The sequence below is a fragment of the Cupriavidus sp. FW305-3-2-15-C-LB2 genome (assembly GCF_058787575.1).
Genome location: NZ_JBYSZW010000032.1, coordinates 18,661 through 41,347, shown reverse-complemented (window position 1 = coordinate 41,347; position 22,687 = coordinate 18,661). Strand labels below are relative to the sequence as shown.

General features: G+C 69.2%; 22 protein-coding genes. 19 read left to right on the top strand and 3 right to left on the bottom strand.

Going from position 1 to position 22,687, the window contains the following annotated elements:
- Positions 1-19 precede the first annotated feature (19 nt).
- The 9 genes from AC3WRR_RS21895 to AC3WRR_RS21855 all read left to right on the top strand — a co-directional run bounded on the left by AC3WRR_RS21895 (position 20) and on the right by AC3WRR_RS21855 (position 10,535).
- Complete coding sequence (locus AC3WRR_RS21895; protein WP_010813999.1) at positions 20-1,171, top strand: LLM class flavin-dependent oxidoreductase; 1,152 nt, start codon at positions 20-22, stop codon at positions 1,169-1,171.
- Between the two features lie 193 nt (positions 1,172-1,364).
- Complete coding sequence (locus tag AC3WRR_RS21890; RefSeq protein ID WP_010813998.1) at positions 1,365-2,558, top strand: acyl-CoA dehydrogenase family protein; 1,194 nt, start codon at positions 1,365-1,367, stop codon at positions 2,556-2,558.
- Between the two features lie 25 nt (positions 2,559-2,583).
- Positions 2,584-4,338, top strand: a complete 1,755-nt coding sequence (locus AC3WRR_RS21885) for an FAD-dependent oxidoreductase (RefSeq protein ID WP_037025771.1) — start codon at positions 2,584-2,586, stop codon at positions 4,336-4,338.
- Positions 4,335-4,859 (top strand): flavin reductase family protein, encoded by a 525-nt coding sequence (locus tag AC3WRR_RS21880; protein WP_010813996.1) that lies wholly within the window; start codon positions 4,335-4,337, stop codon positions 4,857-4,859. Before AC3WRR_RS21885 ends, AC3WRR_RS21880 begins: the two co-directional genes overlap by 4 nt.
- Before the next feature lie 19 nt (positions 4,860-4,878).
- Complete coding sequence (locus tag AC3WRR_RS21875; protein ID WP_492293950.1) at positions 4,879-6,585, top strand: FAD-binding protein; 1,707 nt, start codon at positions 4,879-4,881, stop codon at positions 6,583-6,585.
- A complete protein-coding gene (locus AC3WRR_RS21870; protein ID WP_010813994.1) occupies positions 6,569-7,333 on the top strand; it encodes an SDR family oxidoreductase in 765 nt (254 codons plus the stop codon). The genes AC3WRR_RS21875 and AC3WRR_RS21870 overlap by 17 nt, the downstream gene beginning before the upstream one ends.
- Positions 7,334-7,361: 28 nt before the next feature.
- Positions 7,362-8,429 carry a 2Fe-2S iron-sulfur cluster-binding protein gene (locus AC3WRR_RS21865; RefSeq protein WP_492298139.1) on the top strand — a complete coding sequence of 356 codons (1,068 nt, stop codon included), beginning with the start codon at positions 7,362-7,364 and terminating at the stop codon, positions 8,427-8,429.
- Position 8,430: 1 nt separating this feature from the next.
- Positions 8,431-10,071 (top strand): FadD3 family acyl-CoA ligase, encoded by a 1,641-nt coding sequence (locus AC3WRR_RS21860; RefSeq protein ID WP_492298137.1) that lies wholly within the window; start codon positions 8,431-8,433, stop codon positions 10,069-10,071.
- Positions 10,071-10,535, top strand: a complete 465-nt coding sequence (locus AC3WRR_RS21855) for a nuclear transport factor 2 family protein (RefSeq protein ID WP_010813991.1) — start codon at positions 10,071-10,073, stop codon at positions 10,533-10,535. The genes AC3WRR_RS21860 and AC3WRR_RS21855 overlap by 1 nt, the downstream gene beginning before the upstream one ends.
- A gap of 96 nt (positions 10,536-10,631) precedes the next feature.
- Here the strand turns inward: AC3WRR_RS21855 and AC3WRR_RS21850 are convergent, their stop codons facing one another.
- Positions 10,632-11,498 carry an SDR family NAD(P)-dependent oxidoreductase gene (locus AC3WRR_RS21850; protein ID WP_439669748.1) on the bottom strand — a complete coding sequence of 289 codons (867 nt, stop codon included), beginning with the start codon at positions 11,496-11,498 and terminating at the stop codon, positions 10,632-10,634.
- A 205-nt stretch (positions 11,499-11,703) separates the two neighbouring features.
- On the opposite strand from AC3WRR_RS21850, the gene AC3WRR_RS21845 reads away from it, so the two are divergent.
- From AC3WRR_RS21845 to AC3WRR_RS21835, 3 genes are read left to right on the top strand one after another with little or no spacing between them, the layout of a single operon-like run.
- The gene (locus tag AC3WRR_RS21845) at positions 11,704-12,123 is read left to right on the top strand and encodes a nuclear transport factor 2 family protein (protein WP_058697823.1); all 420 of its coding nucleotides are present in this window, start codon (positions 11,704-11,706) and stop codon (positions 12,121-12,123) included.
- Positions 12,120-12,977, top strand: coding sequence for an SDR family NAD(P)-dependent oxidoreductase (locus tag AC3WRR_RS21840; RefSeq protein ID WP_011616725.1), 858 nt, complete (start codon positions 12,120-12,122; stop codon positions 12,975-12,977). Before AC3WRR_RS21845 ends, AC3WRR_RS21840 begins: the two co-directional genes overlap by 4 nt.
- Positions 12,978-13,002: 25 nt before the next feature.
- A complete protein-coding gene (locus AC3WRR_RS21835; protein ID WP_011616726.1) occupies positions 13,003-13,761 on the top strand; it encodes an SDR family oxidoreductase in 759 nt (252 codons plus the stop codon).
- A 45-nt stretch (positions 13,762-13,806) separates the two neighbouring features.
- Here the strand turns inward: AC3WRR_RS21835 and AC3WRR_RS21830 are convergent, their stop codons facing one another.
- The gene (locus tag AC3WRR_RS21830) at positions 13,807-14,706 is read right to left on the bottom strand and encodes an NAD-dependent epimerase/dehydratase family protein (protein ID WP_011616727.1); all 900 of its coding nucleotides are present in this window, start codon (positions 14,704-14,706) and stop codon (positions 13,807-13,809) included.
- 43 nt (positions 14,707-14,749) lie between these two features.
- Positions 14,750-15,580, bottom strand: a complete 831-nt coding sequence (locus AC3WRR_RS21825) for an SDR family NAD(P)-dependent oxidoreductase (protein WP_492298133.1) — start codon at positions 15,578-15,580, stop codon at positions 14,750-14,752.
- Positions 15,581-15,812: 232 nt separating this feature from the next.
- On the opposite strand from AC3WRR_RS21825, the gene AC3WRR_RS21820 reads away from it, so the two are divergent.
- The 7 genes from AC3WRR_RS21820 to AC3WRR_RS21790 all read left to right on the top strand — a co-directional run bounded on the left by AC3WRR_RS21820 (position 15,813) and on the right by AC3WRR_RS21790 (position 22,671).
- Positions 15,813-17,000, top strand: coding sequence for a helix-turn-helix transcriptional regulator (locus AC3WRR_RS21820; RefSeq protein ID WP_010813984.1), 1,188 nt, complete (start codon positions 15,813-15,815; stop codon positions 16,998-17,000).
- Between the two features lie 256 nt (positions 17,001-17,256).
- On the top strand, positions 17,257-17,973 hold the full coding sequence (locus tag AC3WRR_RS21815) for an EthD domain-containing protein (RefSeq protein WP_010813983.1): 717 nt from the start codon (positions 17,257-17,259) through the stop codon (positions 17,971-17,973).
- A gap of 105 nt (positions 17,974-18,078) precedes the next feature.
- The gene (locus tag AC3WRR_RS21810; protein ID WP_492298130.1) at positions 18,079-18,975 is read left to right on the top strand and encodes a VOC family protein; all 897 of its coding nucleotides are present in this window, start codon (positions 18,079-18,081) and stop codon (positions 18,973-18,975) included.
- Positions 18,976-18,982: 7 nt separating this feature from the next.
- Positions 18,983-19,873, top strand: a complete 891-nt coding sequence (locus tag AC3WRR_RS21805) for a CoA transferase subunit A (protein ID WP_492298128.1) — start codon at positions 18,983-18,985, stop codon at positions 19,871-19,873.
- Positions 19,874-19,896: 23 nt separating this feature from the next.
- Positions 19,897-20,697: a CoA-transferase subunit beta gene (locus AC3WRR_RS21800; protein WP_492298127.1), complete on the top strand. Its 801-nt coding sequence runs from the start codon at positions 19,897-19,899 to the stop codon at positions 20,695-20,697.
- A gap of 7 nt (positions 20,698-20,704) precedes the next feature.
- Entirely contained in the window at positions 20,705-21,592 is an 888-nt protein-coding gene (locus AC3WRR_RS21795) for an enoyl-CoA hydratase (RefSeq protein WP_010813979.1), read from the top strand.
- Positions 21,589-22,671: an NAD(P)H-dependent flavin oxidoreductase gene (locus AC3WRR_RS21790; RefSeq protein WP_492293960.1), complete on the top strand. Its 1,083-nt coding sequence runs from the start codon at positions 21,589-21,591 to the stop codon at positions 22,669-22,671. The genes AC3WRR_RS21795 and AC3WRR_RS21790 overlap by 4 nt, the downstream gene beginning before the upstream one ends.
- The last annotated feature ends 16 nt before the right edge of the window (positions 22,672-22,687 follow it).

Sequence of the window (22,687 nt, the reverse complement as noted above, 5' to 3'; positions counted from 1 at the left end):
GCCAGACAAGGGGACTGCAATGCGTTTTTCACTGATCTATGAAGCCCAGACCGTCGATGCCTCGCGTGCCGGCGACCACAAGGTGTTCGATGAAATCATGGAACAGGTGGTGCTGGCCGAGGACATGGGCTTTGACGTGGTCTGGGCGGTCGAGCACACCGCACTGACCAACTATGCGCACATGAGCGCGCCGGAAACCTTCCTGGCCTTCGTCGCCGGGCGCACGCAGCGCATCGGCATCGGCCACGGCGTGGTGTGCCTGCCGCCGGCGATGAACCATCCGGTCAAGGTGGCCGAGCGCATCGCCACGCTGGACATCCTGTCCGGAGGCCGCGTGCACTTCGGCGTGGGCAAGGGCGGCACCCAGCAGGAGGCCGGCACCTTCGGCTACGACCTGAACAGCCTGCACCCGATGATCGACGAATCGATGTACCTGATCCCGAAGATCATGACGCAGGACGAGATCGAGCACGACGGCGAGTTCATCAAGATCCCGCGCCGCCCGATCCACCCCAAGCCGCGCCAGGATCCGCACCCGCTGATGTACCTGGCCTGCACCAATGCCGACACGCTGCAGCGCGCCGGCGCGCGCGGCATGGGCGCGCTGGTGCTTGGCTTTGGCGGCCCCGAGGATGTCGCCAGGAAGAACGAGATCTACCGCGCCGCGTGGGAGACCCGCAAGCCGGAGGACCAGGTGGGCTTCCGCCCGCACCAGCACCTGGCCGCGCTGTGCCCGACCATCGTGCTGGAAGACGGCCTGGCCGCGCGCAAGATCGGCATCAAGGGCCAGCGTTATTTCATGGAGTCGCTGTCGTACTGGTATGCCGGCGGAGAGCGGCCCGACCCGTCCACCTGGGACGACGAGCATGTCACCGCCACGGACGCGCAGGGCAAGGCCGTCATCAACACCAAGTTCGCCTCAGAGAAGGTCTCGGTGGATTTCAGCGACCCGTCGATGATGATGCTCAACCCCAACCATGCCTACGGTACCGTCGAGGACTGCATCGGCTACGTGCAGCGCCTGATCGATTCCGGCGCCGACGAGATCCTGTTCATCTGCCAGATGGGCACGGTGCCGCAGTGGGCGCAGCTGGAAACCATCCGCAATATCGGCGAGCACGTGATCCCGCACTTCCGCAAGCAGGGACGGAAGCTGCGCGCGCTGGCTTGATCGGCGCTATGCAAGCCTGCGGGTTTGCTCCCCTCTCCCGCTTGCGGGAGAGGGGCCGGGGGAGAGGGCCAGAGCATCCACGAAGTCCCACTCACCAAATCGCGACATAGCTAGTCCCAACAGACGATGGCACCCGGCCCCACCGGTGCAAACATCAAGGCCAGCTACAAGACCAAGCAACAAGGAGACCGCGGTGCATCACGACAACAATCCCAAGGAACTGGCGGCACGGCTGATCGCGCGTGCCGAGCAGATGATTCCGGTGCTGGCCGAGCGCGCCGCGCAGGCCGAGGCCGAAGCGCGCATTCCCGCCGAGACCATTGCCGACATGCAGGCCGCGGGCTTCTTCAAGGTGCTGCAGCCCCGCCGCCACGGCGGCTACGAACTCGATCCGCAGACCTTCTTCCGCATCCAGATGGCGCTGGCCAAGGGCTGCATGTCCACCGCCTGGGTCTATGGCGTGGTCGGCGTGCACAACTGGCAGCTGGCACTGTTCGACGAGCGCGCGCAGCAGGAAGTGTGGGGCAGCAACCCTGCCACGCTGATCGCCTCGACCTATATGCCGGTGGGCAAGGTCACGCCGGTCGAAGGCGGCTATCGCTTCTCCGGCCACTGGAAGTTCTCCAGCGGCAGCGAACTGTGCGACTGGATCTTCCTGGGCGGGCTGGTGCCGCCGGCCGAGCCGGGCGGCGCCTATGACTACCGCACCTTCCTGCTGCCGCGCTCCGACTACAAGATCGTGCGCAACTGGGATGTGCTGGGCCTGCGCGCGACCGGCAGCCACGATATCGTGGTCGAGGACGTGTTCGTGCCCGAGTACCGCACCCACCGCGCCGTCGATGGCGCCATGGGCACCAGCCCGGGGCTGGCGGTCAATGACGTTCCGCTGTACCGGCTGCCGTTCGCGCAGATCTTCGTGCGCGCGGTGTGCACCGCCTGCATCGGCGCGCTGGAAGGCACGCTCGATGACTTTGTCGCCTATGCCGACGGCCGCGTCAGCAGCAACGGTGGCGGAAAGACCGCGGAAGACGGCGGCGCGCAGATGGCTTGCGCCAACGCGCAGGTCGCCATCGACGAGATGCGGACCATCCTTGAGCGCAATTTCGACGAGCTGCTGGCCGTTGCGCGTGAAGGCGGCCAGGTGCAGACCCCGCGCCGCCTGCATTTCCGCTACCAGTCCGCGCAAGTGGCCGAGCGCTGCGCGCAGCTGGCCAACGGCCTGCTGCGCTATGCCGGCGGCAACGGCATCTACCGCAGCAACCCGATGGTGCGCCGCTTCCTCGACCTGCATGCGGCCCGCGCCCACTACGCCAACAACCTGGACCGCTTCGGCCAGAACCTGGGCGGCGTGATGATGGGCCGCGCCAACACTGACTTCTTCATCTGAGCCGCGCGCCGCACGGAGATCCAATATGAGCCAGAGCAGAGCGCGCATGCAGCCCAGCGAGTTCGACGTGGTGGTGGTCGGCTCGGGCGCCGGCGGCATGCTGGCCGCCTGCCGCGCCGCGGACCGCGGACTGTCGGTGGTGGTGCTGGAAAAGAGCAGCCAGTACGGCGGCACCTCGGCGGTGTCCGGCGGCGGCATCTGGATTCCGCTCAACCACCATATCGCGCCGGCGGGCGGGCGCGACGACTACGCCACGGCGCTGGAATACATCCTGGCGTGCGCCGGCGAGCACGGCGATCCACAGCGCGTGCGCGCCTATCTTGAGCAGGCGCCCCGCATGCTCCAGTACCTGGAGCAGCAGGCCGGCGTGCGTTACTACACGCTGCCGCGCTACGCGGACTACTTCCAGAAGGTTCCGGGCGCGATGCCGGGCTACCGCGCGCTCGACCCGATGCCGTTCGACGGCGCGCAGCTGCGCGAGGAATTCGCACGGCTGCGGCCGCCGTCGCCGGGCACGCTGGTGGGCGGGCGCGTGGCCGTGACCTCGGCCGAGGCGCATGCGCTGCTGTGCCGCGCGCCCGGCTGGCTGGGCCTGGCGGTGCGCCAGTTTGCCCGCTACTGGCTGGACCTGGGCTGGCGCCGCAAGACCCGGCGCGACCGCCGGCTCACGCTCGGCAACAGCCTGGTCGGCGGCCTGCGGCGGGCCATGATGGACCGCGCGATTCCGCTGTGGCTCGACACCGCGCTGCAGGACCTGATCGTCGAGGATGGCACCGTGCGCGGCGTGCGCGCGGTGCAGGACGGGCGCGTGGTGGAGATCCGCGCGCTGCGCGGCGTGATCCTGGCCGCCGGCGGCTTCGAGCGCAACCAGGCCATGCGCGAACAGTACCTGCCGCAGCCGACCCAGGCCGCCTGGAGCGCGACCCCGCCCAACAACACCGGTGACGGCATCCGCGCCGCCCAGGCCGCCGGCGCCGGCGTGGCGCTGATGTCCCACGTCTGGGGCGCACCCACCGTGCATGTGCAGGGCGAGGAAAAGCAGCGCGCGCTCTTTATCGAGCGCGCCATGCCCGGCTGCCTGGTGGTGAACGGGCAGGGTCGGCGCTTCGTCAACGAGGCTGCGCCGTATTCCGAGTTCGTTCCCGCCATGTACCGCGACCACGAGAAAACCGGCAGCAGCGTGCCGGCGTGGATGGTGTTCGACGCCGCCTTCCGCCACAAATATCCGTGCGGGCCGATCCTGCCCGGCTCGGTCATGCCGGACCGCGGCATTCCGGCAAGCCTGTCCGGCATCCTGGTGCGCGCCGACTCGCTGGCGCAGCTGGCGCAGCGGATCGGTGTCGATGCCGGCGGCCTGGCCGACAGCGTGGCGCGCATGAACCACTATGCTGCCACCGGCGTGGACGAGGAGTTCGGCAAGGGCGACAACCTGTTCGATACCTACTACAGTGACCCGGCAGTGCGGCCCAACCCGTGCCTGGCGCCGATCGGCAAGGCGCCGTTCTACGCTGTGCGCATCGATGCCGGCGACATCGGCACCAAGGGCGGCCTGGTGACGGACGCCAGCGCGCGCGTGCTGCGCGACGACGGCAGCGCCATTGCCGGGCTGTTCGCCATCGGCAATACCAGTGCCTCGATGATGGGCACCAGCTATCCCGGCGCGGGCTCGACACTGGGCCCGGCCATGACCTTCGGCTTTATCGCTGCCGACGTGCTCTCTCAGAACGCGCGCCAGCCTGCCGCCGCGCCCCATGCTCAAACCGTACAGGAGGCCCTATGAGCGCCAACCCCGAACCCAGCACCGCGCTGCGCGAAGACATGCTGATGGCGATGCGCCGCATGGCGCGCTCGGTGGCGGTGATCAGCTGCCGCCATGGCGAGCGCCGCTATTCGATGTCCGTGACCGCGGTCGATTCGCTGTCCGCGGACCCGCCTTCGCTGCTGATCTGCATCAACCGCAATTCTTCGATCTACCCGCCGCTGGATGCCGGCGCGGACTTCTGCATCAACCTGCTGGCAGCCGACCACCGCGATATCGCAGTGGATTGCAGCGGCCGGCTCAAGGGCGAGGAACGCTTCACCAGTGGCGAGTGGGAGGACGATCTGCTCGGCGTGCCGTGCCTGCGCGATGCCCAGGCGAACCTGGTGTGCCAGCAGGATGGCCGCTTCGACTACGGCACGCACGCGGTCTTCATCGGACGCCTGCGCGAGGTAAAGCTGGCTGGCGAGGTGTCGCCGCTGGTCTATGTCGATGGTGCCTACACCACGTCCGCGCCGCTTGGCGCACTGTGTTCGGCCTAAGCCGGGAGCGCAAGCCAGCATGTACCCTCCGACCGATTCCGCCACGCCGGTCCACGCGCCGCTGCGCCTCGACGATCCGGACGCACACCCGTGGCAGGCCGCCTGCGATGCCGTGGTGGTGGGCTTCGGCGCCGCCGGGGCCTGCGCCGCGCTGGAGGCCGCGCATGGCCGCGCGCGCGTGATCGTTGCGGAACGCTTCGAAGGCGGGGGCGCCAGCGCCAAGAGCGGCGGGGTGGTCTACGCCGGCGGCGGCACGCCGTACCAGTCCGCCGCGGGCTACGCCGATACACCGCAGGCGATGGCGGACTACCTGCGCCAGGAGACGGGCGGGGTCGTCAGCGATGCCACGCTGCAGGCGTTCTGTCAGCGCAGCCGCGAGATGATCGGCTGGCTTGAAGGCCTGGGCGTGGGCTTTGCCGCCACCGTGCCGCCGCGCAAGACCTCGTATCCGGCGCAGCCCTACTACCTCTACTACTCCGGCAACGAAGCGGTCGCCGCCTACGCGCAGCATGCCGCGCCCGCGCCGCGCGGTCACCGCGTGAAAGGCCCCGGCATGTCCGGCCGCACGCTGTACGCCGTCCTGCGCGCCGCCGTGCAGGCCCGGCCGGAGGTGACGGTGATGCGCCAGACCGCGGCAAGGCGGCTGATTCTCGACCAGGACGGCGCGGTCGTCGGCATCGAGCTGTGGCAGCTGCCGCCGGGCCGCCACCAGAAACGCCACGCCCGCCTGGCGCGCCTGGCCGAGCGCCTGCACAACGCAGCGCCTGCGCTGGCCGACCTGCTGCGCGAGCGCGTGCTGCAACTGGAACTGCGCCATGCGCGCCCGGTCGCGGTGCGCACCGGCGCGGTGGTGCTGGCCACCGGCGGCTTTATCTTCAACCGCGCCATGGTGGCGCGCCACGCCGGCAAATACCTGCAGAACTGGCGCCTTGGCGCGACCGGCTGCGACGGCAGCGGCATCCGCCTTGGTGAGTCGGCGGGCGCGGCCACGCGGCACCTGGAGCGGGTCTCGGCATGGCGCTTCATCAATCCGCCGTTCGACTGGGCGCGCGGCTGCGTGGTCGATGCGCAGGGCGCGCGCATCGGCAACGAGGAAACCTACGGCGCCACCCTTGGCCACGCCATCTGCGAACGGCATGGCGGGCGGGCCTGGCTGGTCCTGAACCGCGAACTGGCGCGCGCCGCGCTGCGTGAATGCCTGGGCGGCCGGCTGTGGGCCTTCCAGGCCTTGCCCGCGGCGCTGCTGATGCTGGCGGGGGCGCGGCGTGCCTCCAGCCTCGAAGCGCTTGCCGGCAAGCTGGGCATGCCCGGCGCGGCGCTGCGGGCCACCGTCGATGCCTATAACGCCGCGGCCCGCGGCGAGATCCCCGATCCGGCCGGCAAATCGGCGCCGATGTGCGCGTCGCTCGAAACCGGGCCGTGGCTTGCCATCGACATCTCGGCCAACAGCCGCGTCTTTCCGTGCCCTGCCATCACGCTGGGCGGATTGTCGGTGGAAGAGTCCAGCGGCCGTGTACTGGCCGCCGCTGGCGGGGCGCCCATTCCAGGGCTCTACGCCGTGGGCCGCACTGCCGCTGGCATCGCATCCAACCATTACGTAAGCGGCCTGTCGCTTGCCGACTGCATCTGGTCGGGGCGCAACGCGGGCCGCCATCTGACACGACAGCCTGCCGGCGACCGGCAGGCACACACCAACGAGGAGCCCACCCATGAGCCAACGTACTGAAGGAAAGATCGCCATCGTCACCGGGGCCGCCAGCGGCGTCGGCAAGGAAGACGCGCTGCTGCTGGCGCGCGAGGGCGCGCGCGTGGTGCTGACCGACCTCAACGAGGAGGCGGGCCATGCGCTGGCGCGCGAGATCGGCGAGACCGCGCTGTTCGTGCCGCATGACATCGCCAGCGAAGCCGGCTGGCAGCAGGTGATGGCGCGCACCGAAAAGCAATTCGGCGCCCCCAGCGTGCTGGTCAACAATGCCGCCATCCTGTTGCTGGGTTCGGTCGAGGACGCCACGCTGGAGCAATGGCAGCGCGTGATGCGCATCAATGCCGACGGCTACTTCCTCGGCTGCAAGTACGGCGTGGCCGCGATGAAGGCGGGCGGCGGCAGCATCGTCAATATGTCGTCGGTGGCGGCGCTGGGCGGCATGGGCGCGTTCTGCGCCTACAGCGCGAGCAAGGGCGCGGTGGCTGCGCTCACGCGCGCGGTGGCGGGGCACTGCAAGCAGAGCGGCTACCGGATCCGCTGCAACTCGATCCACCCGGACGGCATCCTTACGCCGATGACCGCGGCCTTCCTGCCGGGCGGTGCCACGGCCCTGCCGGAGGAGGTGGGTGGCGCCGAGCCGATGCAGCGCATGTGCCATCCGCGCGACGTGGCCAACCTGGTGCTGTTCCTGGCCTCCGACGAATCGCGCTTTATCAACGGTGCGGAACTGCGTATCGACAACGCGCAGACCATCATGGGCGTGGCCTGACCCCGCCCTCAAGCAATAGAAGGACATCATGGCGCCAGTGCAATTCCACCGGCTGCAGATCGCCGAAGTCGTCACGGAAACTGACCAGGCGCATTCGCTGGTATTCGCGCTGCCGGACGGCCTGCGCGATGCGTTTGCCTACCGTCCCGGGCAGTTCCTGACCCTGCGCGTGCCCGTGGACGGCGTGCCGCTGCAGCGCTGCTATTCGCTGTCGAGCACGCCTGAGGTGGACAACGCCCTGCGCGTGACGATCAAGCGCGTGCAGAGCGGGCGCGTGTCCAACTGGATCTGCGACCACCTGGGCGCGGGCGATACGGTCGAGGTGATGCCGCCCGCCGGGGTGTTCACCCCGCCCGCGCTGCATGGCGATTTCCTGCTGCTGGCCGGCGGCAGCGGCATCACCCCGGTGCTGTCGATCGCCAAGGCGGCGCTGTGCCACGGGCGCGGCGCGGTCACGCTGGTCTATGCCAACCGCGACGAGCGCTCCATCATCTTCCGCGAGGCGCTTGCGGAACTGGCGCGCAACCACCCCGGCCGGCTGCGCGTGATCCACTGGTTGGACAGCGTGCAGGGGCCGCCCACGCAGCGCCAGATCGAGGAACTGGTGCGGCCGTGGAGCATGGCGCAATGCTTTGTCTGCGGGCCCGGCCCGTTCATGGACGGCGCCCAGGCCGCGCTTCAGGCCCTGGGGGTGCCGCGCGGGCAACTGCACGTCGAGCGCTTCGTGTCCTTGCCCGATGTGCCGGCGGCCAAGGCACCGGCAAGCGGGGCCGCCAGCGCGGGGGACACCGCCACGGCATCGCCCGCGCCCGCGATGCGCGGCGCCGCACTGACCGTGCAGCTCGACGGCGAGATCCACCACGTCGGCGTGGCGCCGGACGAAACCGTGCTCGACGCGTTGCAGCGCGCCGGCGTGGCCGCGCCCAATTCCTGCCGCGCCGGGCTGTGCGGCGCCTGCATGTGCCAGGTGACGCAGGGCGACGTGACGCTCGGCGAGAACCATGTGCTCGACCGCGCCGACCTGGAGGCGGGCTGGACCCTGGCTTGCCAGGCCCGCCCGTCCAGCGCCGAAATCCACCTGAAGTTCCCGGATTGACATGACCCCATCTGACATCATCGACGCCATTGCGGCACCGGCCGGCCTCGACCTCGACCTCGCCGCCGCCAACGACGACATTGCCGCGACCATTCCCGAGCTGGTGCGGCGCGCGGCCAGGCGCCACGGCGAGCGCATCGCCATCCAGGAAGACGGGCTGCGCCTCACCTACGCCGCGCTCGACGCCAGCCGGATACAGGCGGCCCGGGCGCTGATGGCGCTGGGCGTGCAGCCCGGCGACCGGGTTGCCGTCTGGGCGCCGAACTTCTCCGAATGGATCATCGCGGCGCTGGCCACGCACAGCATAGGCGCGGCGCTGGTGCCGCTCAACACGCGCATGAAGGGGGCCGAGGCCGGCGCCGTGCTGGCCGACAGCGGCGCGCGCCTGCTGTTCTGCGTCGACGCTTTCCTCGGCGAAAGCTATCCGCAAATGCTGGCGCCACACCGCCCCGCCACGCTGGAGCGGCTGGTGATCCTGCGCCCCGGGCAGGGCCGGACGCCCGGCCCCGACGAGCTGGCCTGGGAAGCCTTCCTCGCGCTGGCGCCACAGGCGGACATGGCGGCGTTCGCCAAGCGCGAGGACGGGGTGCGCGGCGACACGCTGATGGACATCATGTTCACCTCGGGCACCACCGGGCGTCCCAAGGGCGTGATGACCGCCCACGCGCAGAACCTGCGTGCCGTCGACGGCTGGGCCGCCATCACCGGGGTGCGGCCGGGCGACCGCTACCTGATCGTCAATCCGTTCTTCCATACCTTTGGCTACAAGGCCGGATGGCTCGCCGCGCTGTCGCGCGGGGCCACGGTGCTGCCCCACCTGGTGTTCGACGCCGAGGCCGTGATGACGCGCGTGGAGAACGAACGCATCACGGTGCTGCCCGGGCCGCCGACGCTCTACCAGACCCTGCTTAACGCGCCGCGCCTGCGTGAGTTCGACCTGTCGTCGCTGCGTGTCGCGGTGACCGGTGCCTCGGCGATCGCGCCCGCGCTGATCCAGCGCATGCGCGACGAACTGGGCTTCGACACCATCATCACCGGCTACGGCCTGACCGAGTCGTGCGGCTTTGCCACGCTGACCCGCGCCGGCGACGACGCCGAAACCGTCGCCGCCACCTCCGGCCGCGCCATGCCGGGCATCGAGATCCGCTGCATCGATGGGCAGGGGCAGCCGGCCGCCACCGGCGAGGCGGGCGAGGTGCTGGTGCGGGGCTACAACGTGATGCAGGGCTACTTCGGCCTGCCCGAAGCCACCGCCGAAGCCATCGACAGCGAAGGCTGGCTGCATACCGGCGATGTCGGCGCGCTCGATGCGCGCGGCTACCTGCGCATCACCGACCGCATCAAGGACATGTTTATCGTGGGCGGCTTCAACTGCTATCCGGCGGAGGTGGAGAAGCTGCTGGTGGCGCATCCGGCCGTGGCCCAGGTGGCGGTAGTGGGCATCCCGCACGAGCGGCTCGGTGAAGTGGGGCGTGCCTACGTGGTGCTGCGCCACGGCGCGCGCGTGGACGCCGAAACCCTGATCGCCTGGGCGCGCCGGCACATGGCCAACTACAAGGTGCCGCGCGAGGTGCTGTTCGTGACGTCGCTGCCGGTCAGCGCGGCAGGCAAGGTGTTGAAGTACCAGTTGCGTGAAGCCTGATGAACAAGGAACCGATCATGACCGACATTGCAGCCATTGCCGACCGCGTCGCGCGGCTGGAAGCCGCGGAGGCGATCCGCGCGCTCAAGCTGCGCTACCTGCGCGCTTGCGATGACAAGGACCCTGACGCGATGCGCGCCTGTTTCGTGCCGGACAACGCGCATATCCACTATGACCGGATCGGCAGCTTTGCCGGGCGCGAGGCACTGGTGCAGTGCTTTGCGGAACTGGCGTGCCGGCCGACGCTGCGGGAGATGCATTTTGCGGGGCAGGGGGATATCCGTGTGCTGGATGACAATCTGGCGCAGGGCAGCTGGGATCTGGCCTACCTGGCGCTGGATGATGCCAGTGGTTCGCGTACCTTTCTAACGGGACGTTATGCGGATGAGTATGTGCGGATCGATGGTGCGTGGCTGATTCGCTCGACGATGTTCACGACGGGGTTGGTGTCGCAGGGAGGGTAGGAGGCCGCGCTTGTTTGCACCCCTTTCCCGCTTGCGGGAGAGGGGTGCGCATGCGAGAGGTGGTGGCAATTTCCAACGCTCGCGCGCGCCCAATTCCTATTCCACAATCGCCGGATGCACCGGCGGGGGCCCGCCCAGTGCCTGCCGGTACGACGGCGGCTGCACCCCCTCCGCATCGACGATGCCATAGGCCAGCGCCGCTTCGGCGCTAATCAACACCCGGCCGGACTTTTCCATCAGCGCAGGGTCGCGGTACAGCGCATCGATAATCCTCCCCGTGAACTCCGGCGTCTCCGCCACCGGCGCGAAGCCCGCGTACTTGTCCGGATGCTTTTCCCATACCCGCAGTGTGCGCGCAGTGCGCAGCGGCCCCATCCACAGCGACACCGCCGCGACGCCGTAGGGCCGCAGGTCGACCGCCATGTCGTGCGCGAACTTGTCGATGCCCGCCTTCTGCGCGCCGTAGGCCGGACCGTGCATATAGCAGTTGGCACCGAATGACGAGGTGAACACGATCAGCCCGCGGCCCTGCGCGGCCATCATGGGCGCGGCATGCCAGCTGGCGACGTAGCCTGAGCGCAGGCCCACGTCGAGGATGCCGGCCATCTCCAGTGGCTTCTGCCAGAACGGCCCCGGCATGATGAGCTCGTCGTGCAGGAAGGTCGCATTGTTGACCAGGATGTCGATCCGACCGGATTCCTCTCGCACCCGCGCGAACAGACGCGCCACCTGCGCATCGTCGCGATGATCGCACGCGAGCGCGATGCCGCGCCCGCCCAGCGCATCGATCTCGCGTGCGGTGGCGTGGATGGTGCCGGGCAGCGGCGCGCTGCCTTCCTGCTCGGTGCGTCCGGTCACGTACACCGTAGCGCCTGCCGCACCGAGCGCCAGCGCGATGCCCTTGCCGGCACCGCGGGAGCCGCCCGTGACGACGGCGACGATGGCCTGTTCCGCCTGCTTCATGTGTGTCTCCTTCATTGATGTCATCGAAGCTTGGAACGGGCACGGCATCGCGACATCCTTCGTTCGGACTAAGCGATACCCGGTCCGGATACTCCACGCGGACGATGGCCCCCGGCGCGGCAAGGCCGACGATAGTCCCCATCCCAACGACTGCCCGCGCGGCGTATCGCGGCGCTGGCGGTCACAACAAGGAGTGAGACTGGCCATGTCTGAACTGGAGTGCAAGGAAGCCATCCATGCCCTGACCTGCCGCTATGCGCAGGCGGTGGACCGGCGCGATTTCCCGAAACTGGCAGCGCTGTTCACGGCGGACGCATGGCTGAGCGGGCCGGGCTTCCGCATGGACGGAGCGCAGGCGATTGCTGACGGCATGGCATCGCTCGGCCAGTACAGCGCCACGCAGCATCACGTGCACCAGCAACTGGTCGAAGTCGATGGCGATACCGCGACCGGCGAGACCTATTGCGTGGCCAACCACCTGTACGAACAGGACGGCGTGCCGCGCAAGCTGGACTGGGGCATCCGGTACCAGGACCGCTTCGTGCGGCGCGACGGCCAGTGGCGCATTGCCGCGCGCGAGCTGGTGGTGGACTGGACGCAGGACCTGCCGCTGCGAGGGGCATGATGACGACGACCCGTGTACTGGAAGGCAAGACAGCCCTAGTCACCGGCGGCGCCGGCGGCATCGGTGCGGCCAGCGCGCTGGCGCTGCTGCGCGACGGCGCGACGGTGGTCCTCATGGGGCGGCGGGGCGAAGCGCTGGAAGCGGCACGGCGCAGCCTGTGCGCGCAGGTGGCCGGCGCCACCGTGGCAATCAGCGTCGGCGACGCGTGCCGCGAGGATGACGTGCAGGCCGCGCTGCAGCAAGCCTGGGAGCTGCAGCGGCGCCTCGATATCGTGGTCGCGACCGTTGGTGGGGGCGGCTTCCGTCCGCTGCTGATGCATGACGCGGCCTCGCTGATGGCGGAGCTGGAGCTGAACATCGCCAGCGCATTCCTGGCGGTGCGCCACGCGTCGCCGCTGATGGCACCGCATGGCGGCACCATCGTCTGTATCTCGTCGAACGCGGCGCGCATGACCTGCCGGTGGCTGTCGGCGTACTGCGCCGCCAAGGCGGGGCTGGAAGCGTTCGTGCGCGCCGCGGCCGAGGAGCTGGCGGGATGCGGCATCCGCGTCAATGCGGTGCGGCCGGGGCTAACCCGCTCCGGCGCGACCGGGCCGATGTTCGACAACCCGGCCATCCTCGACAAGTTCGTCGCGCAGATGCCGCTGGGCCGCGCCGGCGAACCGGACGACATTGCCAGTGCGGTGCGCTACCTGGCGGGGCCGGAATCGGGCTGGGTGACCGGCCAGAGCATCGCCGTGGACGGTGGCAGCGAGCTGCGCGGCAATCCCATCCTCGATGAAACCGTGGCTGCGGTGTATGGCGAAGCCGCGCTGCAGGCCGTGCTGGCCGGCAGGATTCCCGAAGCCGGCTGAAGCCGGCAACTCAAGGAGAGAAACGATGCATCAAGTCAGGGACAAGGTTGCGCTGGTCACCGGCGCGGCCAGCGGGGTAGGGCGCGCCGACGCGCTGATGCTGGCGGCCGAAGGCGCGCGCGTGGTCATCAGCGATGTCAACCAGGAGGCCGGGCAGGCACTGGCCCGCGAGATCGGGGATGCGGCCATGTTCGTGCGCCACGACATTGCCAGCGAGGAGGACTGGCGCAAAGCCATGGCCGCCACGCAGGACCGCTTCGGCCGGCTCGACGTGCTGGTCAACAATGCGGCCATCTGTCCGCTCGGGTCAATCGAGGAAACCTCGCTCGACAGCTGGCGGCAGGTCATGCGCGTCAATGCCGACGGCTATTTCCTGGGCTGCAGGTTCGGTGTGCAGGCAATGAAGGGCAACCCCGCCGGGGGCTCCATCGTGGTGATGTCGTCGGTGGCGGCGCTGGGCGGGCTGCCCATGATGTGCGCATACAGCGGCGCCAAGGGCGCCGTTACCGCGCTGACGCGCAGCGTGGCCGTGCACTGCAAGCAGAACGGCTACCGGATCCGCTGCAACTCGATCCATCCCGATGGCGTCTGGACGCCGATGACGCAGGCGCTGGTGCCGGACCTGGATCCGGCCACGCTTGGTATCGGTACGGACCCGATGGCACGCATGTGCCTGCCGGAGGATGTGGCCAACCTGGTCCTGTTCCTGGCTTCGGACGCGTCGCGCTTTATCAATGGCGCGGAATTGCGCATCGATAACGCGCAGTTGATCTCGGGGCTGTAAGGCCCGCTGCGGCGGCCCGCGCAAGCAGGCTGCCGCAGCGCCGGGCTAACTGTACTGCGTCACGATCTCGCCGACCGTGCGCAGGATGTCGCGGCGGCGATAGCCGAGCAGGGCGGCCTCGGCCGCGTCCGGCTCATAGTAGAGGGTGTTGCCCCGGCCGAAGCAGATGGCCGAGTCCGGCAGCAACGGATGCTCCTGGTCGATGACAGGCGGCACCGGGCGGCCCGCGTCGCGGAAGAAGGCACCGAAATAGTCCTGGAACGACAGGTTCTCGTCCCCTACCAGGTAAGCCTTGCCGTTTTCACCGCGCAACAGCGCGCCTTCGATCGCTTCCGAGAGCGAAGTGGCCGAGATGAAGTTGACGCCGCCGGGTGGCGCGAAATCCGGCATCGGCGCAAAGTTGCCGCGCGCGTAGTCGGTATAGGCCTTGAACATCGGCACCATCAGGCCCGGCACCGTGCCCACGACGAACGGCGCGTTCACGCTGCTCACGCGGAAGGCATCGGTGGCCAGCGCGCGAACGCCTTCGTCGGCCAGCTTGCGCGAGCGGATATAGGCGTTGTCCTCGGCCAGCTGCGGCTGTGCCTGCGGGTAGAAGCTGCCGACGTAGACGGCGACCCGGATCCCGGCAGCGCGCGCCGCGCGCAGGAAACGCGGCACGCCCTCGATGTTGGCGCGCTCCCAGTGCGCGGCTTCGTCGCCGCCGGGCGGCACGTGGCGCACATCGTTGCCGGCGGCGAAGACCAGCGCGTCGAAGGCGCCGAGCTGCGCGGCCGGCACGTCGTTGGCGATGTAGTCGCAGCGCAGGAAGTCCAGCCCGCCCAGCGTCGTGCCGGGCGCGGGGCGGTTGCGCCCCGCGATGGTGACGTCGTGCCCGCGGCTGCGCAGGTGCAGGGCCGCGTGGCCCCCGATCATGCCGGTGCCGCCGACGATCAGTATCTTCATGCTTGTCTCCTTGGTGGGGTGGTGTGGCCGCGGTGCGCGGCCATCAGAGGTTCATGCCGTTGCCGCCGATGACCGGCATGTTGGTCCACGTGCCCTTGGGGTCGCGATACCAGCCGGCCGCGGCCAGCGCGCCGCCATTGACATGCAGCGCCGTGCCGGTAATCCAGGCCGCGCGCTCGCTGGCCAGGAACAGGATGCCGTCGGCAATGTCGCGCGGCGTGCCGAAGCGGCCCAGCGGAATCCAGCGCGGGATATGGTGCTGGTGTTCCGCAGCGACCATCTGCGACACCGGAACCTGCGGCGTTTCGGTGGTCTCGGGGGCGATCAGGTTGACGCGGATCCCCGCCGGCGCCAGCTCCAGCGCCAGGCTCTGCGTGAAGCCGGTGATGGCGGCCTTGAAGGCGCCGTAGACGCTGCAGTAGGGAATGCCGCGGAAGGCCTCGATCGACGACACCGTGACGATGCTGCCGGCGCCACTGCGCCGCAGCAGCGGCAGCATGGCGCGCGTGACGGTGAAGACGTGGCCCAGGTTGGCGGCGTAGAGGCTGGCGATCTCGTCGTCGGCATAGTGCTCGAACGGCTTGGCGATGCGCAGGAAATCGCCGACGTTGTTGACCAGCACGTCCAGCACCCCGAAACGCTGTTCGACCTGCGCAGCCAGTTCGCGCACGGTGCCGGCATCGGTGGCATCGCCCTGTACCACCAGCACTTCCGTGCCGGGCTTGTTCAACAACTCCCGGGCTTGCCCGGCGCGCTGTGCGTCGATCTCGATCAGCGCCACGCGCGCACCCTGTTCCAGGAAGGCTTGCGCGGTGGCGAGCCCGATGCCGGCGCCGCCGCCGGTGACCAGCACGGTCTTGTCGGTGAAATCCATCTGAGTCGTTCTCCTTCGGTTGCCCTGTGGTGTGCGGCCATTTGATCGGCGGCAGGCGGGACCGGCATCGTCCGATTGCAGGTCAGGGAAAACACTTAGATGGTGCAAACCAGGGCGAACAAGGGCGCCGCGCGCCGGACATCGGCAGGCAGCCTCCCTATAATCTGCGCTGCCCAGGTGCCGCAGAGCACCGGCCAGTCCATGCATGGGGCGAGGAAACAGGAGACAGACAATGTTGATGGCGACCGTTGAGGCGCAAGGGGTGGCGTCGCCCTGGTTTGCGCAGTCCGGACTGAGCCTGCCGCAATTCAGCGCGCTGCTGGCGGCGGTCTACGAAGGGCCGATGGAACCCGTGCCCTGGGGCCGCGCGCTGGAAATGCTGCGCAAGCAACTTGGTGCCAGCTATGTGAGCTTCATCCTGCGCTCGCCCGCGAGCGACCGCAGTGGCATCGCGGTGCACGCGTCGCAGGACGGCACTTCGCTGGAGGCCGAGGCGTCGTACAACACCTACTACTACGCCATCGATCCCTTTATCAACCTGCCCACGGACCGGGCCGTGACGGTCGACGAAGCGATGGGCGCCGGCAACTGGTGCCGCAGCGAGATCTACCGGCAGTTCCTGCAGCCGCTTGGGGTGCGCTACCTGCTGGGCGCCGACATCCGCACCGAAGACGGGGTCGAGTGCCGGCTGCGCGTCTGCCGCCAGCACGACGCGCAGGACTTCTCCGAGGTGGACAAGGCGGCGTGCGCCACCATCCTGCCGCACCTGAGGCGCGCGGTCCGGCTGCATTCCAGGCTGGATGTGGTCGAATCGGAGCGCAGCCTCTATGCGGGCGCGATCGACCGCATGCTGGTGGGCATGGTCATCCTCGACGCAGCCGGTGCAATCCTGAAGAAGAATGCGGAAGCCGACGAGATCCTGGCGGAGAACGACGGCATCCGCCTCAACGGCGCCAACTTCGAGATCGCCTACGCACAGGAAAGCCGCAAGTTCCAGTACCTGCTGCGCCGCGCCCAGATGGGGCATCACGGCAGCGCGCCGGCGCTGGCCGAAGCCATGTCGATCACCCGCCCCTCGGGGCGCGGCAAGCTGGGCGTGCTGATCCGCACCATTCCGCTCAGCGAATGGTCCGAAGACCACCGCCATCGCCCGGCCTGCGCGGTCTTTATCCGCGATCCCGAGCGCAAGTCGCGCGCCTCGCACGAGGTGGTGCGCAAGCTGTTCGACCTCACGCCCGCCGAGACCGCGCTGGCGCTGGTGCTTGCCGACGGCATGACGCTCGACGAAGCCGCCGAGGCGCTGGGCACCAGCAAGAACACGGCGCGCGCCCACCTGCGCGCGATCTTCTCCAAGACCGGGGTCACGCGGCAGGCCACGCTGGTGCGCATGCTGCTGAGCAGTGTGGTGACGCTCGGCTGAGCGCCAGGGCGTCATCCACGCACGCGTGTTCCAGGGCACGCGTAACTCCCTCGTGGCCCGACGATCGGTTCTCCTAGTCCGAATGGAGGATGAGTCCCGCCATGCGCGCCCCTAGCATGCATCCGACAAGCGGGCGCGGCACACGGATGGCACCTCAGACGGACGCAGCGACGCGTGCTGTCCGCGCTTGGTCCTGTTCCGCGCACGCATCAACCTGTCCGGCCCCGGCCGGCACCTGTACCAGGGAGCGTGGAGCATGGAAAAAGTCATCTATATCGTCTGGCGCGATTCTCAGACCGAGCCGGGGGAGTTCGCGCGCCGGCTGCGCACGACGCTTGCGGACAAGCTATTGGCGCTGGGCGCGCGCGGACTGCAGGTGAACGTGGCCGATGACGCGGTGTTGCCGGCCGCGGGCCTGCGCCAGGCGAATACCCGCCCGCAGATGGACGGGCTGGTCTCGGTCTGGATGGACAGCGCCATCGACCGCCTGCGGCAGCCGTTCGACCAGGCGATCGCGGCCGCCGTGGGCCGCATGGCCGGCTACCTCGTGACCGAGTCCCAGCCCATTCGCAATACACGTTTCCCGGCCGCGCCCGGCGAACGCACGCCCGGCTTCGCGCAGCTTGCCTTCCTTACCCGGCCGCCCCGGCTTACGCCGCAGGCCTGGCTGGACATCTGGCACAACCACCACACGCCGGTGGCGGTCGAGACCCAGGACAACTTCCTCTACGTGCAGAACGTGGTGGTGCGGCCGCTCACCTACGCCGCGCCGCACTACGACGCCATTGTCGAAGAGGGCTTCCCCGATGCGGCGATGACCGACCCGCAGGCGTTCTTCGACGCGGCCGGCGACGAAGACAAGTTCCAGCGCAACCTGCAGGCCATGATGGAAAGCTGCCAGCGCTTCATCGACTTCGACAAGATCGACGTGATCCCCACCAGCCAGTACCTCGTGCGCCCGGCAGCGGCGTGACGCCCGCGCCGGACCGGCTAGTCCCACTGGACGATGTGCCGGGCTGCAGCGCACGGAAGAATGGTCCCATCAGCCAGCAGTGGCAACGAACCTGAGGAGACCGGCATGTTGGATATCCGTGCGCTTGGCTACATCGTGGTCGAGTCCACCGACCTGGGGCAATGGCGGCACTATGCCGAACAGGTGCTGGGCATGACCTGTTCCGGCGCCCCCGGCGGTGCGCTGTACCTGAAGATGGACGAGCGCGACTACCGCTACCTGGTGGTGCCGGGTGCGCGCGACCGCTACCTGGCATCGGGCTGGGAGCTGGCCGACGAACCGGCCTACCGCCATGCGCTCGACACGCTGCGCCAGGCGAACGTTGAGGTCGTGCACGCCAGCGCCGCGGAACTGGCACAGCGCCGCGTGCAGGCCATGGCCTGGTTTGCCGATCCCTCTGGCAACCGCCATGAGATTTCCTGGGGCATGCGCTCGGACTTCCTGCGCTTTATCTCGCCGGTGGGCGTGCCGCGCTTCATCACGGACCCGATGGGGGCGGGCCATGCGGTCCTGCCCGCGCCGGCCTTCGACGAGACCTATGCCTTCCTGTGCGAGGTGATGGGTTTCGGCCTGTCCGACATCTTCCGCGTGCGCTTTACCAACGACCCTGCCGAACCGGAAAAGCGCATCCACTTCCTGCATTGCGGCAACGCCCGCCACCACAGCCTGGCGATCTTCGAGATGCCATCGGAAGCCGGCTGCATCCACGTGATGGCCGAGGTTCCGGACATGGCCGAGGTGGGCCGCGCGCTGGACCGCGCGCAGCAGCACGGCGTGAAGCTCTCGGCCACGCTGGGCCAGCACTGCAATGACCGCATGACTTCCTTCTACATGAAGACCCCCGGCGGCTTCGACCTCGAGTTCGGCCACGGCGGCCTGGAGGTGGACTGGAGCCACCACGCCGCCTACGAGGCCACGCGCGTCAGCCTGTGGGGACACGACTTCAGCATCGGATACCGCTAAACACACCATGACCAAGACAATCGACAAGACCATGAGCGCGGCCGACGTGGTCGGCCAGCTCGCCGACGGCATGACCATCGGCATCGGTGGGTGGGGCCCGCGCCGCAAGCCGATGGCGCTGGTGCGCGAGATCCTGCGCTCGCCGCTGAAGGACCTGACCGTGGTCGCCTACGGCGGCCCCGAGGTGGGCATGCTGTGCGCGGCCGGCAAGGTGCGCCGGCTGGTGTTCGGCTTCGTCTCGCTCGACGTGATTCCGCTCGAGCCCTACTTCCGCCAGGCGCGCGAGCGCGGCGTGCTGGAAGTGACGGAGCTTGACGAAGGCATGCTGCAGCTGGGCCTGCGCGCCGCGGCCGCGCGCCTGCCGTTCCTGCCGACGCGCGCCGCGCTGGGCACCGACGTGCTGGACATGAACCCCCAGCTGAGGACGGTGCGTTCGCCCTATGCCGATGGCGAAGTGCTGGTGGCGATGCCGGCGATCGAGCTCGATGCCGCGCTGCTGCACGTGAACGACAGCGATGTGCTCGGCAACACCCGCATCGACGGGCCCGATCCGTTCTTCGATGAATGGTTCGCACGCGCCGCGCACCGCTGCTATGTGAGCTGCGAAGCGCTGCACCCGCGCCTGGAGGATGAAGACCTGGCGCGCGCGCGCAACAACGCCTTCGAGCGCTCGCTGGTAAGCGGCGTGGTGCACGTGCCCGGCGGCGCCCATCCCACTTCCTGCGCGCCGGCCTACGGCTGGGACCTGCCCGCGCTGAAGGCGTACTGCGCCGGCGCCGAGGCCGAGGACGGCTTCCGCACCTGGCGCGACGAGGTGGTGGGCGCGAGCGAAGCGGCCTACCTGGAGCGCATCGGCGGCCTTGGCCACGTGCACGACCTGCCGCTGCCGGTACTTTGAACCCGCCAACCCAAGGAGCGACCGTGAGCGCCACTTATGAATTCACCCGCGCCGAGCTGATGATTGCCGCCGCCGCCCGCGAATGGCGCGACGACGGCGAGGTGCTGGCCACCGGCATCGGCACCGGCCCGCGCATCGCCGCCGGCCTGGCGCGGCTTGCGCACAACCCGGGCCTGCTGCTGACCGACGGCGAGGCCTACCTGGTGGAAACGCCGGTGCCGCTGGGCCCGCGCGAGCCCGGCTACAAGGTGCGCGCCAGCGGCTGGATGGGCTACTCGCGCGTGTTCGACTGCCTGTGGGGCGGGCGGCGCCACGCGCTGGTGATGCCGACACAGATCGACCGCTTCGGCCAGGCCAATATTTCCTGCCTGGGCGGCACCCATGCGCAGCCCAGGACCCAGCTGCTGGGCGCGCGCGGCTTTCCCGGCAACAGCATCCACCACGCCAATTCCTTCTTCGTGCCGGCCCACAGCACGCGCGCGTTTGTCGCCGGTGAAGTCGACATGGTCTGCAGCGCCGGCTACAACCCGGCCCGCCAGCTGGAGGGCATGCGCAGCTTCGTTGACCTGCGCGTGATTGTCACCGACCTGTGCGTGATGGATTTCGGGGGGGCTGACCATGCCATCCGCGTGCGCTCGCTGCACCCGGGGGCGAGCTTCGACCAGGTACAGGCGGCCACGGGCTTTGCGCTGGCGAACACGCCCGGCGAGGCCCTGCCGGAGACGGCGCCGCCGACACCGGAAGAGCTGCGGCTGATCGCCCAGCTTGATCCGCACAACCTGCGCGCGGCCATCGTGCGCGGCAATCCTTCCGGACGCGTGTGAGGCCGACATGACAACGCCAGCTACCGAAGCCATCAGCCTTGGCCCCAATGCCGAGGTGCTCTACCAGGTCGCGGACGGCATTGCCACCGTGACCATGAACCGGCCGCAGTTCCACAACGCGCAGAACTCAAAGATGACCTACGCGCTGGACGAAGCCTACCGGCGCGCCGCCGCGGACGACGCGGTCAAGGTGATCGTGCTGCGCGGCGCTGGCAAGCATTTCTCGGCCGGGCACGACATCGGCACGCCGGGACGCGACATCAACGAGTCGTTCGAGCGTGCCTCGCTCTGGTATGACCACGTCAACAAGCCGGGCGGCGAGTTTCTTTATGCCCGCGAGCAGGAGGTCTACCTGGGCATGTGCCGGCGCTGGCGCGAGCTGCCCAAGCCGACCATCGCCATGGTGCATGGCGCCTGCATCGCCGGCGGGTTGATGCTGGCATGGGTATGCGACCTGATCGTGGCGTCGGACGATGCCTTCTTTGCCGATCCGGTGGTGCGCATGGGCATTCCCGGCGTCGAGTACTTCGCGCATCCCTACGAGCTGCATCCGCGCATCGCCAAGGAGTTCCTGTTCCTGGGCGAGCGCATGGGCGCCGAACGCGCCGAGCGCATGGGCATGGTCAACCGCGTGGTGCCGCGCGACGCGCTGGAAGACACCGTCTACGGCATGGCCGCCAAGGTCGCGCAGATGCCGCGGCTGGGCCTGACGCTGACCAAGCAGGCGGTCAACCATGTGGAAGACCTGCAGGGCAAGCGCACCGCGATGGATGCGGTGTTTGCCTGGCACCACTTCGCCCATGCGCACAACGAGCTGGTCAGCGGCGACAAGCTCGGCGGCTATGACGCGCGCGCCATGGCCGCTTCGCAACGCACCGGCGAGGACAAGGCATGAGCCCCGCGAGCCTGCACACCGTGCTGTGCGACCTGCTGGGCTGCCGCTACCCCATCGTGCAGACGGCGATGGGCTGGGTGGCGGATGCGAAGCTGGTCGCGGCCAGCGGCAATGCCGGGGCCTTCGGCTTCCTGGCCGGCGCCACCATTGCGCCCGGCGAGGTCGAGCGCGAGATCCTGCGCGTGAAGGCGCTCAGCGACCGGCCCTTCGGTATCAACTTCCACATGTTCCAGCCCAACGCGGATGAAGTGATCGAGATGGCGATCCGCCACCGGCTGCGCGCCGTCAGCTACGGGCGTGGCCCGGACGCGAAGATGATCGGCAAGCTCAAGGCGGCCGGCGTGGTCTGCATGCCGACCGTGGGCGCGGCCAAGCATGCGGCCAAGGCCGTGGAACTGGGTGCGGACGTGGTCACCGTGCAGGGCGGCGAGGGCGGCGGCCATACCGGCGGCACGCCGACCACGCTGCTGCTGCCGCAGGTGCTGGACAGCGTGAGCGTGCCGGTGGTGGCCGCCGGCGGCTTCTTCGACGGCCGCGGACTGGCCGCGGCACTGGCCTACGGCGCGGCCGGCGTGGCCATGGGCACGCGCTTCCTGATGTCGGCCGAATCGCCGGTGCCGGCGCCAACGCTGGAGCGCTACGTCAAGGTGCGCGACCCGGCCAGCATCCGCGTATCGCTGGCCATTGACGGCCTGCCGCAGCGAATGATCGACAACGACCTGCTGCTGGCGCTGGAGAAGGCCGGTCCGCTGCGGCGCACCTGGCTGGCGCTGGCGGCCGCGCGCAAGTGGCAGGCGCGTACCGGCATGCGCAGCGCGCAGATGCTGGCCACCGCCTGGCGCGCGATGCGCGAGCAGGACTACAGCGCCGCCCAGACCCTGATGGCCGCCAACGCGCCGGTGCTGATCCAGCGCGCGATGGTCGAGGGATGCCCCGATGAAGGCGTGCTGCCCAGCGGCCAGGCCGCCGCGGCGATCCGGGCCATCGAATCCTGCGAGCAGATCGTGGCCGGCATGGCCGCGCTGGCACAGGCGCGCCTGGCGGCGCTGGCTGGCGCCGGACTGGCTGCAGCGGCCTGACCCACAGACAGAGGAA

Coding starts and splice junctions, on each gene's coding strand:
- AC3WRR_RS21895 (WP_010813999.1), top strand. CDS start 20: ATGCGTTTTTCACTGATCTATGAAGCCCAGACCGTCGATGCCTCGCGT.
- AC3WRR_RS21885 (WP_037025771.1), top strand. CDS start 2,584: ATGAGCCAGAGCAGAGCGCGCATGCAGCCCAGCGAGTTCGACGTGGTG.
- AC3WRR_RS21880 (WP_010813996.1), top strand. CDS start 4,335: ATGAGCGCCAACCCCGAACCCAGCACCGCGCTGCGCGAAGACATGCTG.
- AC3WRR_RS21875 (WP_492293950.1), top strand. CDS start 4,879: ATGTACCCTCCGACCGATTCCGCCACGCCGGTCCACGCGCCGCTGCGC.
- AC3WRR_RS21870 (WP_010813994.1), top strand. CDS start 6,569: ATGAGCCAACGTACTGAAGGAAAGATCGCCATCGTCACCGGGGCCGCC.
- AC3WRR_RS21865 (WP_492298139.1), top strand. CDS start 7,362: ATGGCGCCAGTGCAATTCCACCGGCTGCAGATCGCCGAAGTCGTCACG.
- AC3WRR_RS21860 (WP_492298137.1), top strand. CDS start 8,431: ATGACCCCATCTGACATCATCGACGCCATTGCGGCACCGGCCGGCCTC.
- AC3WRR_RS21855 (WP_010813991.1), top strand. CDS start 10,071: ATGAACAAGGAACCGATCATGACCGACATTGCAGCCATTGCCGACCGC.
- AC3WRR_RS21850 (WP_439669748.1), bottom strand. CDS start 11,498: ATGAAGCAGGCGGAACAGGCCATCGTCGCCGTCGTCACGGGCGGCTCC.
- AC3WRR_RS21845 (WP_058697823.1), top strand. CDS start 11,704: ATGTCTGAACTGGAGTGCAAGGAAGCCATCCATGCCCTGACCTGCCGC.
- AC3WRR_RS21840 (WP_011616725.1), top strand. CDS start 12,120: ATGATGACGACGACCCGTGTACTGGAAGGCAAGACAGCCCTAGTCACC.
- AC3WRR_RS21835 (WP_011616726.1), top strand. CDS start 13,003: ATGCATCAAGTCAGGGACAAGGTTGCGCTGGTCACCGGCGCGGCCAGC.
- AC3WRR_RS21830 (WP_011616727.1), bottom strand. CDS start 14,706: ATGAAGATACTGATCGTCGGCGGCACCGGCATGATCGGGGGCCACGCG.
- AC3WRR_RS21825 (WP_492298133.1), bottom strand. CDS start 15,580: ATGGATTTCACCGACAAGACCGTGCTGGTCACCGGCGGCGGCGCCGGC.
- AC3WRR_RS21820 (WP_010813984.1), top strand. CDS start 15,813: ATGTTGATGGCGACCGTTGAGGCGCAAGGGGTGGCGTCGCCCTGGTTT.
- AC3WRR_RS21815 (WP_010813983.1), top strand. CDS start 17,257: ATGGAAAAAGTCATCTATATCGTCTGGCGCGATTCTCAGACCGAGCCG.
- AC3WRR_RS21810 (WP_492298130.1), top strand. CDS start 18,079: ATGTTGGATATCCGTGCGCTTGGCTACATCGTGGTCGAGTCCACCGAC.
- AC3WRR_RS21805 (WP_492298128.1), top strand. CDS start 18,983: ATGACCAAGACAATCGACAAGACCATGAGCGCGGCCGACGTGGTCGGC.
- AC3WRR_RS21795 (WP_010813979.1), top strand. CDS start 20,705: ATGACAACGCCAGCTACCGAAGCCATCAGCCTTGGCCCCAATGCCGAG.
- AC3WRR_RS21790 (WP_492293960.1), top strand. CDS start 21,589: ATGAGCCCCGCGAGCCTGCACACCGTGCTGTGCGACCTGCTGGGCTGC.